The sequence below is a fragment of the Nonomuraea sp. NPDC050394 genome (assembly GCF_044459065.1).
Taxonomy (GTDB): Bacteria; Actinomycetota; Actinomycetes; order Streptosporangiales; family Streptosporangiaceae; genus Nonomuraea.
On sequence record NZ_JBITIO010000008.1, the window covers coordinates 173,519 to 186,788 of the forward strand.

Below are 13,270 nucleotides of genomic sequence, written 5' to 3' on the forward strand. Positions count from 1 at the left end.
TTTACATTTGGGTTTTATTAGGGTGAATCCTTTATGTCTCATTCGAGGAGGGGAGGAGATCCCCCGAAGTGAGGGGACGCGGGTTCGCCAAAGCGGTGGAAGACACCCGGCGCCCCTCCGAACACGCTGAAGGCATGCAACGTCATGCGATCACATTCCAGATCAAGCCCGGCTCTGAGGCGGCCGTCCGAGAGCTGCTGGCCACCTACGACCCGCCCGAGTGGGACACCCCCGACGGCGCGCGGCTGGTCAGCACCTCGATCTTCATGAAGGACACCACGGTGATCCGCGTCGTCGAGATCGACGGCAGCCTGCCGAGCGTGATGGCGCACCTGTCCAGGCAGCCCAGCATCCAGAAGCTGGAGCGCGCGCTCGACCCCCACCTGGCCGTGCCCCGCGACCTGAGCACGCCCGACGGCGCCCGCGCCTTCTTCATGACGGCGATCATGGAGCACGTCACCACCCGCGTGGCGGAGCCCGTCCGATGACGGCGCCGGCGCTCATCGTCACCGGAGCCACCGGCGGCCTCGGCCCCGCCGTCGTCAGCCGGCTGGCCGGGCGCGGCGACCGCCTCCTGCTCACCGGCCGCGACAAGGCCAGGCTGGCCGAGCTGGGCAAGGAGTACGACGTCGAGACGCTGGCCACCGACGTCTCCGACCCCGCCGGAGCCCGGGAGGCCGCCGAGGCCGCCCTGGCCGCCTTCGGGCGGATCGACGGGCTGGTGCACCTGGTCGGCGGGTTCCGGGCCGGGCCGTACTTCCTCATGGACCCGGCCGCCTACGAGGGCATGCTGCGCGACAACTTCCTGTCGGCCGTCACCGCCACCCAGGCCCTGCTGCCGCACCTCACCGACGGCGGCCGGCTCGTGTACTTCAGCACCCCGCTGGCCGACGAGCCGATGCCCGCCCTGTCGGCCTACGCCGCCTCCAAGGCCGCGCTCGTCGCCTGGGTGCGTTCGATCGCCCACGAGCTCAAGCGCGGCGGCGTGCACGCCAACGTCGTGTCCATGACCATGGCCGACACACCGCAGAAGCGCCGGGAGCGGCCCGACCTCAACACCGACCACATGGTCGCGCCCGAGCTCGTGGCCCGCGTGGTGGCGTTCCTGACCAGCGCCGAGTCCGACGGCCTGTACGGCAGCGTGGTGCCGGTGCTCGGCCGCTTCGAGTTCACCTCCGAGCTGTCCGGAAGGCCGCCCCGATGAGCGCCCGCATCGTCTTCCTCATCCGGGTGCCCGCCGAGCGCACCGACGACTTCCTCACCGCCTACGAGAAGATCCGCTACGAGGTCGCCGGCGGCGTGCCCGGACACCTCAAGGACCAGGTCTGCCAGTCGGCCACCGACCCCGGGCAGTGGCTCATCACCAGCGAGTGGGCGAGCCTGGACGCGTTCCTGGCCTGGGAGGCCGGTGAGGAGCACCGCGAGCTGGTCAAGCCCATGCGCGAGTGCATCACCGAGGCGCGCTCGCTGCGCTTCCACATCAGGCAAGAGACCAGCAGCCCGTCGTGAGCGCGCGCAGGATCGCCGTGGTCGGCGGCGGCATCGGCGGTCTCAGCGCCGCGATCGCGCTGCGCCGCGCCGGCGCCGCCGTCACCGTGCACGAGCGCGCGCCCGCGCTGCGCGCCGCCCAGTCCGGTCACGGCCTGGTGCTCTGGCACAACGCGGTGCTGGCGCTGCGGCAGCTCGGCCTGGACGCGGGCAAGGCCGGCTACGAGCTGCACACCCACCACTTCCGCAACCGGCGCGACCGCACGCTGGCCACCTGGCCGATGGCCGACATGGCCCCCGTCTACGACGCGCCCGTCTACAGCGTCAGCCGTCCCGGCCTGCACCAGCTCCTAGCCGAGGAGGTCGGCGGCGACCTCGTGCTCGGCTCCCGCTGCACCGGCTTCTCCACCGGAGACGACGGGGTCACGCTCCGCTTCGACGACGGCAGGCAGGAGCGTGCCGATCTGCTCGTCGGCGCCGACGGGCTGCGCTCGTCCATACGGTCCGGGCTCATCCCGCACGAACCGCCTCCCAGGTACGCGGGCTTCACCGCCTTCCAGGGCGTGATCAAGCTGCCCGGTTCCGGCGTCCCCCCGCACACCTTCCTCAGCACCTGGGGAGAGGGCCGCTGGTTCGTCTGCTACCGGCTGGGCGGCGGGCACGTCTACTGGGACGGCGTGCTCAGCGACCACATCACCGCCCCGCCCGGCACGGGGATCACCGGCCTGCTGGCGGAACAGTTCGCCGGCTGGCCCGATCCCGTGCCCGCGCTCATCGCCGCCACCCCCGAGGCGGACCTGACCCCCGTCCCCATCTACGACCGGCCGCCGGCCGCGCGCTGGAGCCACGGCCCGGTGACGCTGCTCGGGGACGCCGCCCACCCCATGACCTTCAACCTGGGCCAGGGCGCCGGACAGGCCATCGAGGACGCCGTCGTCCTCGGCCAGGTGCTCGCAGAACCGGAAGCCGGGCACGACCTGCCCGCCGCCCTCGCCCGCTACGAGGCCAGGAGGGTCGCCAGAACCGCCCGCATCGCGCGCAGGTCCCGGGCCAACGGGGCGCTGACCCGCTGGCGCAACCCGCTGGCCTGCGCGGCCCGCGACGCCTTCATGCGGCTGACCTTCGACCGCCTCGTCTTCCGCAAGACCTACGACCTCACCATGGCCGTCGACTTCGCCGAGAGGAACACACCATGACCGGGCTGCCCAGCGGCGTGAGCCGTACAGCCGTGCTGATCGCGCAGGCACGAGAGGGAGAGAGCGCGCGCCCGAGCGGCCTCTTCCACGACCCACTCGCCCGCCCCCTGGTCGAGGCGGCCGGGCGGATCGACGGCGTCAGCGAGGCGGGCCGGCGCGCCGCCGACCACTTCGTGCTGCGCACCCGCTACTTCGACGACCGCCTCACCGAGGCCGCCGCGGCCGGCATCCGCCAGGTCGTGCTGCTGGCCGCCGGGCTCGACACCCGCGCCTTCCGGCTCGGCTGGCCGGAGGACCTCGCGTTGTTCGAGGTGGACCTGCCCGATCTGGTGGCCTTCAAGGAGAAGGTGCTGGCCGACCAGGGCGCCCAGCCTCGCTGCGCGCGCAGGGCGGTCGCCGCGGACCTGCGCGGCGACTGGCCGGCGGCGCTCGCCGAGGCTGGGTTCGACCCGGGGAAGCCGACCGCCTGGCTGATCGAGGGCGTGCTCATGTACCTGGCGCCCGAGGACGGCGCGCGGGTGCTGGAGCGCGTCGGCGAGCTGTCGGCGCCCGGCAGCCGGCTGTCGGCCGAGCACGTCAACGACGCCTACCTGCGCCAGCCCGCCATGAAACCGGCCATGAACCGCCTGCGGGCCACCCAGGCCGCCTGGCTGTCCTCGGTCGAGGACCCGGTCGGCTGGCTCGCCGGCTTCGGCTGGCGCGCCGAGGTCACCCACCAGGCCGACCTCGCCAGGAGGCTCGGCCGTCCCGTCCCCCCGATGGCCGACTCCTCGGTCGTCGGCGCCGCCCGTATCTGGCTTGTCACCGCCCTGAAAGGATCATGATGGAATTCACCGATAGCACGCTGCGCGACCTGCTGGCCTCCGTGGGCCTGCCCTCCCAGGCGGGCGACGGCGCCGCCGAGCGCACCTTCGACGAGCTCGGCCTGGACTCCCTGGCCCGCGTCGAGCTGGCCACCCGCATCGAGGACCGCTTCGGCGTCGACGTGGAGGACCGCATCACCGAGCACGCCACCCCCGCCGAGGTACGCGAGCTGGTCAACCAGCGGCTCACGGCGGTGACCCGATGATCGGGCACACCGACAACGCGATCGAGATCGCCGCCCCGGCCGCCTTCGTCTGGGAGCACACCAACGACGTCACCACCTGGCCGGGGCTGTTCTCCGAGTACGCCAAGGCCGAGGTGCTGGAGGAGAGCGAGTCCTCCGTCACCTTCCGCCTCACCATGCACCCCGACGAGCAGGGCCGCGTCTGGAGCTGGGTCTCCGAGCGCTCCTGGGACCGTGACACCTGGACCGTGCGCGCCCGCCGCGTGGAGACCGGCCCGTTCGAGTTCATGAACATCACCTGGGTGTACGAGGAACTGGCCGACGACCTCACCCGGATGCGCTGGGTCCAGGACTTCCACATGAAGCCCGGCGCCCCGATCGACACCGCCGCGATGACCGACCGGATCAACACCAACACGCTGGTCCAGATGGGGCTGATCAAGGAGAAGCTGGAGAGCCGCCGCCGCGCGGTGATCGGCTTCCACGACGTGCCCTCCAACCAGCGGCGCGGCGGCGACCTGCGCACCCTGCTCTCGCCCGCCACCTGCGGCGCCACGGCGGGCTTCAGCGGCGCGGTGCGGGTCGCGCCCGGCGAGAAGGTCGCCGAGCACTACCATCCGTACTCGGAGGAGTTCCTCTTCCTGGCCGCCGGCACGCTCAAGGTGGACCTGGACGGCGAGCCCGTCGTCCTGGAGGCCGAGCAGGCGCTGTTCGTGCCCCGCAACGTCCGCCACCGGCTGACGAACGTCGGCGAGGTCGAGGCGCTCGTGGTCTTCCAGCTCTGCCCGCTCGCGCCCCGGCCCGAGCTGGGCCACGTCGACACCGAGGAAGCCTCGTGAGCTCCAGGCGTGTGGTCGTCACCGGCCTGGGCGTCATCGCGCCGGGCGGCGTGGGCCGCGAGGAGTTCTGGAACCGGATCGTGGACGGCAAGCCGGCCGTACGGCGGATCACGGCCTTCGACCCCTCGCCCTTCCGCTCCCAGATCGCCGCGGAGGTGGACTTCGACCCCGCCGCGGCGGGCCTGACGCCGCGCGAGATCAGGCGCACCGACCGGTTCGCGCAGATGGCGCTGGCCTGCGCCGACGAGGCGCTCGCCGACTCCGGGCTCGACCTGGACGCGGCCGACCGCGACCGGATGGGCGTCTCACTCGGCTCGGCCGTCGGCGCCACCATCACGTTGGAGGACGAGTACGTGGTCGCCAGCGACCACGGCCGCGACTGGGAGGTGGACCACCGCCACCTGCGGCCCTTCCTCTACCAGGCGCTCGTGCCCTCCAGCGCGGCCAGTGAGCTGGCCGTACGCTACGGCGCCCACGGCCCGGCCGCGGTGGTCTCCACCGGCTGCACCTCGGGCATCGACGCCATCGGCCGCGCGTTCCAGCTCATCCGGGACGGCGAGGCGGACATCATGATCACGGGAGCGGCCGACGCGCCCATCTCCCCGATCACCGTCGCCTGCTTCGACGCCATCCGCGCCACCACCCCCAGCAACGACGACCCGGAGGCCGCCTCGCGGCCCTTCGACGCCGACCGCAAGGGCTTCGTCCTCGGCGAGGGCGCCGCCATCCTCGTCGTGGAGGAGCGCGAGCACGCCATGCGGCGCGGCGCGACGATCTACTGCGAGGTCTCCGGGTACGCCGCCCGGGCCAACGGCTTCCACATGACCGGCCTGCGCCCCGACGGGCACGAACTGGCCGAGGCGATCTCCGCCGCGCTGGCCCAGGCCAGGCTCGGCCCCGAGGCGATCGGCTACATCAGCGCCCACGGCTCCGGCACCAAGCAGAACGACCGCCACGAGACCGCCGCCTACAAGCGCGCCCTCGGCGAGCACGCCAGGCGGGTGCCGATCAGCTCGATCAAGTCGGTCGTCGGCCACTCGCTCGGCGCCATCGGCTCGATCGAGATGGCCGCCTGCGCGCTGGTGCTGAAGCGCGGCGTCGTGCCGCCCACGGCCAACCTGGCCACGCCCGACCCCGAGTGCGACCTCGACTACACGCCGCTGGTCGCCCGCGAGGTCCGGGCCGGGCACGTGCTGTCGGCCGGGAGCGGCTTCGGCGGCTTCCAGTCGGCGATGGTCTTCTCGGGGGCCGCATGAGCGCCCGCCGCGCGGTCATCACCGGCCTCGGCGTGGTGGCGCCCACGGGGGTGGGCGTCACCGACCACTGGGAGGCCTCGCTCGCCGGCGAGAACCGCATCGCCGCACTCGGCTCGGGCCCGGTGCCCCTGGCCGGGCAGGTCCGCGGCTTCGACGACAGCGAGTTCGTCGACAGCAAGCTGCGCGTCCAGACCGACCGGTGGACCTGGTTCGCGCTGGCGGCGGCCCACCTGGCGCTGGCCGACGCCGCCTTCGACCCCGGCAGGGAGAACCCGTACGACCTGTCGGTGGTGACCGCGAGCGGCTCGGGCGGCAACGCCTTCGGCCAGCGGGAGATCCAGGCGCTGTGGAACCAGGGTCCCAAGGCGGTCAGCGCCTACCAGTCGATCGGCTGGTTCTACGCCGCCGGCAGCGGCCAGTTGTCGATCAAGCACCAGCTCAAGGGCGCCTGCGGCGTCCTGGTGGCCGACGCGGCCGGGGCGATCGACGCGCTGGCCGAGGCCGCGCGGCTCGTACGGGGCGGGACCGAGGCGGTCGTCACCGGCGGCACCGAGGCGCCGCTGTCTCCCTACGCCCTGGCCTGCCAGTCGAGCGAGACGGCGCTGTCCGGCTGCGCCGACCCCGACCTGGCCTACCGGCCGTTCTCGCCGGACGCCGGCGGATACGTCCCGGCCGAAGGGGGCGCGATCCTGCTCGTGGAGGAGAGAGACTCGGCCTACGGCAGGGGCGCGCCCACGGTCTACGCCGAGATCGCCGGAACCGCCTCCACCCACGACGCCCACCATGTCACCGACCCCAGCCCCGACCACCGCCAGTACGCGCGGGCCATGCGCGAGGCGATCGCCAGATCCGGGCTGACCCCCGCCGACATCGGCGTCGTCTTCGCCGACGGCGCGGGCAGCCGGGACCGGGACGCCGCCGAGGTGGCCGCGCTCCGCGAGGTCTTCGGGGCGCGCCGGGTGCCGGTGACCGTACCGAAGACCATGACCGGCCGCCTGTGCTCGGGCGGGGCCGCGCTCGACCTCGCGTGGGCCGCGCTGGCCCTGGCCGACGGGGTCATCCCGCCCACCATCAACACCACCTCCACCGACCTGGACCTGGTCACCGAGCCGCGCCTGGTGCGCGGGCTCTCGGCCGCCCTCGTCACCGCCCGCGGCGCCGGAGGCTTCAACTCCGCCGCCGTCCTCACCCGCCCCTGACCACCCCACCCCGACCAGCCCGCCTCCCGCCCGGGGGCGGGCTTTTCGGCTCCCACCTTCCGCTCCACAGGCCCTTTCGCTCCGGACAGCCCTCTCACCCTGCACAGGCCCTCTCGCTCCGCACAGCCCCTTCGCTCCGCTCGGTCCCTTCGCTCCGTGCGGGGCCTTGGCTCCGTGCGGGGCCTTGGCTTGCGCGAGGGGCTTGGCTCCGTGCGGGGCCTTGGCTTGCGCGAGGGGCTTGGGTCTGTGAGGGGGTTTTGGCCGGTGAGAGGCCGCCGCCCCGGGGCGGGGCGGCGGCCCGGTCGGCCGGGGATCAGCCCACGGGTTCCGGTACGGCCGGCGCCACCCGATCCTCGTGCCGCAGCGGCGAGGGCCGCACGAACAGCACCCGAGCCGCCCACCCAGGCAGCCACCAGTTCCAGCGCCCCATCATCGCCACCGCCGCCGGCACGAGCACGGCCCGGATGAGCGTGGCGTCCAGGGCGATCCCGAGCGCCAGCCCGCTGGCGAACACCTTGACGTCCAGCTCCGGCGTCATCGCCAGCACCGCGAAGGAGATGAACAGGATCAGCGCCGCCGAGGTCACCAGCCGCCCGGTCCGCCCGACCCCCTCCACGACCGCCTGTGCCGTGTTTCCGGACTTGTCGTACTCCTCCCGCATCCTGGCCAGGAGGAACACCTCGTAGTCCATGCTCAGCCCGTACAGGAACGCGAAGATGGTCAGCGGGACGAACTCCCCGATGGCCCCGGTCGGCTGGATGTCCAGGATCTCCCTGGTGCCCCAGCCGTACTGCCAGATGAGCACCATCGCGCCGATCACCGCGCCCAGCGACAGCAGGTTGAGCAGGACCGCCTTCAGCGGCAGCAGCAGCGAGCGGAACGCGCGGGCCAGCATCACGAACGTCACCAGCGCGATCATCGCGAACATCCACGGGAAGGCGCCGTAGGTGTGCTCGCGGAAGTCCATGCTCTGCGCGGCGTTGCCGCCGACCAGTACGCCGTCCGGCACCGCGGCGCGCACGCGGGCGATGGTCGCCTCGCCGGCGTCGGTGCCGTTCTCGGCCGAGGGCAGCACGGCCAGGACGGCGGTGCCCTCGCGGCGCCAGCCGGGCGTGTCCGGCGACAGCACCGCCGAGACGCCCTCCACGCCGGCGATCACGGCGGTGGCCGTGGCCGGGTCACCCTTCACCAGCACGTCGAACGGGGTGATGGAGCCGGTCGGCACACCCGCCTGCCGCAGCGCGGTCAGCCCGGCGTACCCGGAACCGGAGGTGCGCAGGTGCGCGCTCTCCGGCAGGCCGAGGTTGACGCCCAGGGCGGTGTAGCAGAGCGCGGCCAGCAGCCCGCCGGCCACGAGCGCGGCCGGCCAGCGCCGGCGCACCACCACGCTCGCCCACGCCGACCAGGCCCGGCCCGCCCGCGCCTCGCGGGCGAAGCGCACGTCACCGCCCTCCGCGCCGCCCTTCTTGCGGTCCAGGCGCTGGCCGGTGCGGGCGAGCAGGACCGGCAGCACGGTCAGCGTCGCCAGCACGCTCACCGCCGCGATGATCATCCCGGCGACCCCCAGGCTGCGCAGGAACGGCACCGGCAGCACCACCATGGTCACCAGCCCGATCGCGACGGCCACGCCGCTGAACAACACCGCCCGCCCGGCCCCCGCCATGGCCCGGTGGACCGCCTCGTCGCCCCGGTGGCCGTTGGCCTGCTCCTCCCGCCAGCGCGCCACGATCAGCAACGAGTAGTCCACCGCGATGCCCAGCCCGAGCAGCGGCATCGTGGTCAGCGCCACGTCGTGCACGGTCATCACGAACGTCAGCAGCAGGATCGCGATGAACGACACGAACACCGCCAGCACCGAGATCAGCACCGGCACCAGGGCCAGCGCCGAGCGGAAGACCAGCAGCAGCACGAGCACCGCCGCCAGCACGCCGATGCCGATCTTCGTGGGCACGTCCACGCCGCCGGCGTCCACGCTGGGCGCCAGCGCGTCCAGGCCGGTCACCTCGACCCGGCTGCCCTGCGGAAGGTGCGGGCTCATCGCCGCCCTGATCACCGGGCCCTCGTCGGGTGTCTCGCCGAGGCCGCCGCCCGGTGGGCTGCCGTCGGAGTAGGTGCCGGGGTAGACCAGGCCGAAGGTGGTGCGGCCGTCCGAGCCGACCAGCTTCGTGTCCCCGGTGGTGGCGAACGACACGACGCGTGCCTGGGGCATCGCCGCGGCGACCGCGTCGTAAGCGCGGCCGAGCGCCGCCCGCTGACCGGTCGCGGTCGTGCCCTCGGGCAGCACCACGACCGGTACGAACGGCCGCTGGTAGCCGCCGTTGCCGTAAAGACGGACGATCTCCTGGTTGGCGTCGAAGGCGGGCATGCCGGCGTGGGAGTACTCCTCTGACAGCCGCTGGATCGCGATCGGGGTGGCGCCCATGCCGATCAGGAAGGCAAGGACGGCCAGCAGCGTGACGAGGCCCTTGCGGCCGAGTACGAAGGCCGAGATTCTCTCCATGGAAACAGTCGAGCAGCGCCGCCGGTGCCCGCTCTGTGGGCGTTCTGAGGAAAGCATGTGAGTGCGGTTTCACAGAGATCTTTATGGGCTTTCACAGAACGGACGGGAAAGACTGGTCCCGTGAGCCGAATCCTGGTCGTCGACGACGAACCGTACCTGGCCGACCTGGTCTCCACCGCCCTGCGCTACGAGGGGTTCGAGACGCGGATCGCCGGCAGCGGGGCGTCCGCGGTGGCGCTGGCCCAGAGCTTCGACCCCGACCTGATCGTGCTGGACGTGCTGCTGCCCGACATCCTCGGCACCGAGGTCTGCCACCGGATCAGGACGGCGGGCTCCCAGGTGCCCGTCGTCTTCCTCACCGCGCGCGACGCCACCGAGGACAAGATCACCGGGCTGACCGTCGGCGGCGACGACTACGTCACCAAGCCGTTCAGCCTGGAGGAGCTGATCCTGCGCATCCACGCCGTGCTGCGCAGGACCAGCGGGGCCGCGCAGAGCTCGGCGCGGGCCGGGTTCGCCGACCTGGTCGTGGACGACGACACCTACGAGGTCTGGCGGTCCGGTCAGCGCATCGACCTGACCCCGACCGAGTTCAAGCTGCTGCGCTTCCTGGTCGCCAACGCCGGCAAGGTCATGTCCAAACGCCAGATCCTCGACCACGTCTGGGACTACGACTTCGGCGGCAACGACGGCGTCGTCCAGACCTACATCAGCTACCTGCGCCGCAAGGTCGACGCCTTCGAGCCGCCGCTCATCCACACCATGCCCAGGATCGGCTACGTGCTGCGCCTGCCCAGGGAGGACCGATGACCCTGCGCACCCGGCTGGTCCTCACCACGGTCGGGCTGGTCACGCTGGCGCTGGGACTCGTGGCCGGGGCCACGTTCGGCGCGCTGCAGGACTGGCGCGGCTCCGGAGGCAGCAGGCTGCTGGCCATGAACACGCCGGAGGCGCTCGTGGCCGCCTCTGACGAGCTGACCTCGCGGGTGGCCTGGGTCCTGGCCGGTACCTCGGCGGCGGCGCTGGTCCTGCTGACGTTCCTGGCCGCGCACCTGATCCGCAAGGGGCTGCGCCCGCTGGACCGCATGGTCGAGGCCGCCGCCGACATCGGCGCCGGCAACCTGGAACGCCGCGTCGAGGCCGCCCGCCCGGTCGGCGAGGTGGGCCGCCTGGCCCACGCGCTCAACGCGATGCTCGGCCAGCTGGAGGGGGCGTTCCGCCAGCGGGAGTCCTCGGAGGAGCGGCTGCGCAGATTCGTCGCCGACGCCTCCCACGAACTGCGCACCCCGATCGCCACCATCCGCGGCTACGCCGAGTTGTTCCGCCGTGGCGCCGACGGCCGTCCGGAGGATCTGGCGCGGGCCATGCACCGCATCGAGGCCGAGGCGGGGCGCATGGGCTCGATGGTCGACGAGATGCTGCTCCTGGCCCGCCTCGACCAGGGCCGCCCCCTGGAACGCACGCCCGTCGACCTGATGGCGCTGGCCGCCGACGCCGTCTCCGACGCCCACGCCATGGACCCCGGGCGCGTGATCGGACTGGAGTGCGCCACCCCCGTCACCGTCACCGGCGACCCGCTCAGGCTCCGCCAGGTCATCGGCAACCTGCTCAAGAACGTCCTGGACCACACGCCGCCCGGCACGCCCGCCGTCGTCCGCCTGGACAGGGAGGGCGGGCACGCGGTGCTGGAGGTCGCCGACGAGGGGCCAGGCCTGGGCGAGGAGCAGACCGAGCGGGTGTTCGAGCGCTTCTGGCGCGGCGAGCACCGGCAGGCCGACGGGCGGCGGCTCGGAGGGTCGGGGCTGGGGCTGTCGATCGTGGCCGCCGTCGTGGCCTCCCATGGCGGCGAGGTACGGGCCGCGTCCACCCCCGGCACGGGCACCACCTTCACGGTACGGCTACCGCTCTGACGTGAACCGCGTGCCTTGTCGGCTATGAAGCTCTTTGTGAGCCCGGGTGCTTCAGCCCGGTGTGTCAGCCCTTTGTGTCAGCCCTTTGTGTCAGTTCGTCCCATTGCGACGCCGGAGCCGGGATCCTCGTTCGGCTGGTCCTCGTTCTGCTGGTCCTCGGCTTGCTGGTCCTCGTTCGTCCTGCTTGTTCTTGCCGCCCTTGTCGTCGCCGTTCTCCGACGGGTCGACCTCGCCGGGCTTGTCGTCCTCGCCCTTCTCGGTGGCCGAGCGGGTGGGGGTGGGTTTCTTGGTCGGGGTGCGATCGGGGTCCGGGGCTTTCGTGGTGGGCTGAGTGGTGGGCCGGGTGGTGGGGCTCTGCCGTACCGGGGACTCGGTGGGCGGGGCGGAGGACGGCGGGGGAGTGTCAGATGGCGAGGGGTCGCCCGTGGGGGTGCTCTTCACCACGGGCGTCGAGGGCGTCCGGGTGGCCACGTCGCGCTCCGACCACCACGCGACCCCACCCGTCACCAGGCCCGCCGCCAGCACGAGCCCGCTCAGCGCGGCCACCCGCCCCGCCCGTCCTTTGCCGCGTCCGTGCCGTCCGGACCCGCGCCCGTCGCGGCCACCCCCGCCCCCGCCCGCGCCGCCCGCGCCCGGCCCGCCATACCCGGCCGCGACGCCCGCACCCGCTACGCCCGCGCCACCCATGCCCGAGCCTGCCGCGCCCGCGCCACCCATGCCCGCACCCGCAGCGCCCGCACCCGCACCCGCGCCCGCGCCCGCGAGGCCCGCGCCTTCGAGGCCCGCGCCACTCATGCCCGCGCCATCCGAGCCGCCCATGCCCGCACCCACGACGCCCGCGCCCGCCACGCCCGCGCCACTCATGCCCGCACCCGCACCCGCGACGCCCGCACCAGGGATGCCCGCACCAGGGATGCCCGCGCCACGCGAGCCCGCGCCGCCCGCTCCCGCGTCACCCGGGTCCGCGGCTCCGGTTCCCGGGATCGGGGGGATGGGGATGGTGGGTTCGGGGGCGAGGCCGGTGGTGATGGCGTGCAGGTGGCGCTCGGTGTCCTCGGCGGTCAGGCGGTCGGCGGGGTTCTTCTCCAGGAGTCCCAGGATGACCGGGCCCAGCGGCCCCGCCTTGGACAGGGGCCCCGGCGGGTCGTGCATGACGGCGCCCAGCGTGGCCAGCGCGTGCCCGCGCTGGAAGGGGGAGTGGCCCTCGACGGCCACGTACAGGGTGACGCCCAGCGACCACAGGTCGGCGGCGGGGCGGGCGGTGCCGCCCGCGGCGCGCTCCGGGGCGATGAAGGCGGGGGTGCCGACCAGGACGCCGGTCCTGGTGAGGGAGGCGTCGTCCTCGGTGGTGGCGATGCCGAAGTCGGTCAGCACCGCCCGGCCGTCGTCGGTGAGCAGCACGTTGTCCGGTTTGACGTCGCGATGCAGGACCCCGGCCGCGTGCGCCGCCCGCAACGCCTGCATGAGCTGCAGGCCGATCGCCGCCGTCTGGACCGGGGGCAGCGCGCCCTCCTCCCGCACCGTCTCGCCCAGCGTGCGCGAGGGCACGAGCTGCATGATGATCCAGGGATGCCCGTGCTCCTCCAGCACGTCGTAGACGGTCGCCACACCCGGGTGGGCGACCCGTCCCGCGGCCCGCGCCTCACGGAAGGTCCGTACGGTGAACAGCTCGCGCTCGGGGCCGCTGAGATCGGGTGGCGGCTGGATCTCCTTGACCGCCACATCCCGGCCGAGCACCTCGTCATGGGCCTGCCAGACGGTGCCCATGCCACCCTTGCCGATGGTTCTGAGCAGACGGTAGCGGCCGCCGACGATCCCCGCAGATTCGGACATG

At 73.2% G+C, this 13,270-nt stretch carries 13 protein-coding genes; 11 read left to right on the forward strand and 2 right to left on the reverse strand.

Annotated elements, in window-relative coordinates; all coding sequences use genetic code 11:
- Positions 1-134: 134 nt before the first annotated feature.
- From ACIBKY_RS29770 to ACIBKY_RS29810, 9 genes are read left to right on the forward strand one after another with little or no spacing between them, the layout of a single operon-like run.
- The gene (locus ACIBKY_RS29770; protein ID WP_379618535.1) at positions 135-488 is read left to right on the forward strand and encodes a SchA/CurD-like domain-containing protein; all 354 of its coding nucleotides are present in this window, start codon (positions 135-137) and stop codon (positions 486-488) included.
- On the forward strand, positions 485-1,204 hold the full coding sequence (locus ACIBKY_RS29775; protein WP_379618533.1) for an SDR family oxidoreductase: 720 nt from the start codon (positions 485-487) through the stop codon (positions 1,202-1,204). The genes ACIBKY_RS29770 and ACIBKY_RS29775 overlap by 4 nt, the downstream gene beginning before the upstream one ends.
- Positions 1,201-1,509, forward strand: coding sequence for an antibiotic biosynthesis monooxygenase family protein (locus tag ACIBKY_RS29780; RefSeq protein ID WP_397101615.1), 309 nt, complete (start codon positions 1,201-1,203; stop codon positions 1,507-1,509). The genes ACIBKY_RS29775 and ACIBKY_RS29780 overlap by 4 nt, the downstream gene beginning before the upstream one ends.
- A complete protein-coding gene (locus ACIBKY_RS29785; protein WP_397101617.1) occupies positions 1,506-2,684 on the forward strand; it encodes an FAD-dependent oxidoreductase in 1,179 nt (392 codons plus the stop codon). Before ACIBKY_RS29780 ends, ACIBKY_RS29785 begins: the two co-directional genes overlap by 4 nt.
- Positions 2,681-3,508, forward strand: a complete 828-nt coding sequence (locus ACIBKY_RS29790) for an SAM-dependent methyltransferase (RefSeq protein ID WP_397101619.1) — start codon at positions 2,681-2,683, stop codon at positions 3,506-3,508. The genes ACIBKY_RS29785 and ACIBKY_RS29790 overlap by 4 nt, the downstream gene beginning before the upstream one ends.
- Positions 3,508-3,753 (forward strand): acyl carrier protein, encoded by a 246-nt coding sequence (locus ACIBKY_RS29795; RefSeq protein ID WP_379618525.1) that lies wholly within the window; start codon positions 3,508-3,510, stop codon positions 3,751-3,753. Before ACIBKY_RS29790 ends, ACIBKY_RS29795 begins: the two co-directional genes overlap by 1 nt.
- Positions 3,750-4,571 carry a cupin domain-containing protein gene (locus ACIBKY_RS29800; RefSeq protein ID WP_397101621.1) on the forward strand — a complete coding sequence of 274 codons (822 nt, stop codon included), beginning with the start codon at positions 3,750-3,752 and terminating at the stop codon, positions 4,569-4,571. The genes ACIBKY_RS29795 and ACIBKY_RS29800 overlap by 4 nt, the downstream gene beginning before the upstream one ends.
- The gene (locus ACIBKY_RS29805; RefSeq protein ID WP_397101623.1) at positions 4,568-5,827 is read left to right on the forward strand and encodes a beta-ketoacyl-[acyl-carrier-protein] synthase family protein; all 1,260 of its coding nucleotides are present in this window, start codon (positions 4,568-4,570) and stop codon (positions 5,825-5,827) included. Before ACIBKY_RS29800 ends, ACIBKY_RS29805 begins: the two co-directional genes overlap by 4 nt.
- Entirely contained in the window at positions 5,824-7,026 is a 1,203-nt protein-coding gene (locus ACIBKY_RS29810; RefSeq protein WP_397101625.1) for a beta-ketoacyl synthase N-terminal-like domain-containing protein, read from the forward strand. Before ACIBKY_RS29805 ends, ACIBKY_RS29810 begins: the two co-directional genes overlap by 4 nt.
- A 313-nt stretch (positions 7,027-7,339) precedes the next feature.
- Here the strand turns inward: ACIBKY_RS29810 and ACIBKY_RS29815 are convergent, their stop codons facing one another.
- Positions 7,340-9,526, reverse strand: a complete 2,187-nt coding sequence (locus tag ACIBKY_RS29815) for an MMPL family transporter (RefSeq protein WP_397101627.1) — start codon at positions 9,524-9,526, stop codon at positions 7,340-7,342.
- Between the two features lie 120 nt (positions 9,527-9,646).
- On the opposite strand from ACIBKY_RS29815, the gene ACIBKY_RS29820 reads away from it, so the two are divergent.
- The gene (locus tag ACIBKY_RS29820) at positions 9,647-10,336 is read left to right on the forward strand and encodes a response regulator transcription factor (protein ID WP_397101629.1); all 690 of its coding nucleotides are present in this window, start codon (positions 9,647-9,649) and stop codon (positions 10,334-10,336) included.
- A complete protein-coding gene (locus ACIBKY_RS29825; RefSeq protein WP_397101631.1) occupies positions 10,333-11,436 on the forward strand; it encodes a sensor histidine kinase in 1,104 nt (367 codons plus the stop codon). Before ACIBKY_RS29820 ends, ACIBKY_RS29825 begins: the two co-directional genes overlap by 4 nt.
- Positions 11,437-11,526: 90 nt before the next feature.
- Here the strand turns inward: ACIBKY_RS29825 and ACIBKY_RS29830 are convergent, their stop codons facing one another.
- A complete protein-coding gene (locus tag ACIBKY_RS29830; protein ID WP_397101633.1) occupies positions 11,527-13,269 on the reverse strand; it encodes a serine/threonine-protein kinase in 1,743 nt (580 codons plus the stop codon).
- Position 13,270: the final 1 nt, after the last annotated feature.

Coding starts and splice junctions, on each gene's coding strand:
- ACIBKY_RS29770 (WP_379618535.1), top strand. CDS start 135: ATGCAACGTCATGCGATCACATTCCAGATCAAGCCCGGCTCTGAGGCG.
- ACIBKY_RS29775 (WP_379618533.1), top strand. CDS start 485: ATGACGGCGCCGGCGCTCATCGTCACCGGAGCCACCGGCGGCCTCGGC.
- ACIBKY_RS29780 (WP_397101615.1), top strand. CDS start 1,201: ATGAGCGCCCGCATCGTCTTCCTCATCCGGGTGCCCGCCGAGCGCACC.
- ACIBKY_RS29790 (WP_397101619.1), top strand. CDS start 2,681: ATGACCGGGCTGCCCAGCGGCGTGAGCCGTACAGCCGTGCTGATCGCG.
- ACIBKY_RS29795 (WP_379618525.1), top strand. CDS start 3,508: ATGGAATTCACCGATAGCACGCTGCGCGACCTGCTGGCCTCCGTGGGC.
- ACIBKY_RS29800 (WP_397101621.1), top strand. CDS start 3,750: ATGATCGGGCACACCGACAACGCGATCGAGATCGCCGCCCCGGCCGCC.
- ACIBKY_RS29810 (WP_397101625.1), top strand. CDS start 5,824: ATGAGCGCCCGCCGCGCGGTCATCACCGGCCTCGGCGTGGTGGCGCCC.
- ACIBKY_RS29815 (WP_397101627.1), bottom strand. CDS start 9,526: ATGGAGAGAATCTCGGCCTTCGTACTCGGCCGCAAGGGCCTCGTCACG.
- ACIBKY_RS29825 (WP_397101631.1), top strand. CDS start 10,333: ATGACCCTGCGCACCCGGCTGGTCCTCACCACGGTCGGGCTGGTCACG.
- ACIBKY_RS29830 (WP_397101633.1), bottom strand. CDS start 13,269: ATGTCCGAATCTGCGGGGATCGTCGGCGGCCGCTACCGTCTGCTCAGA.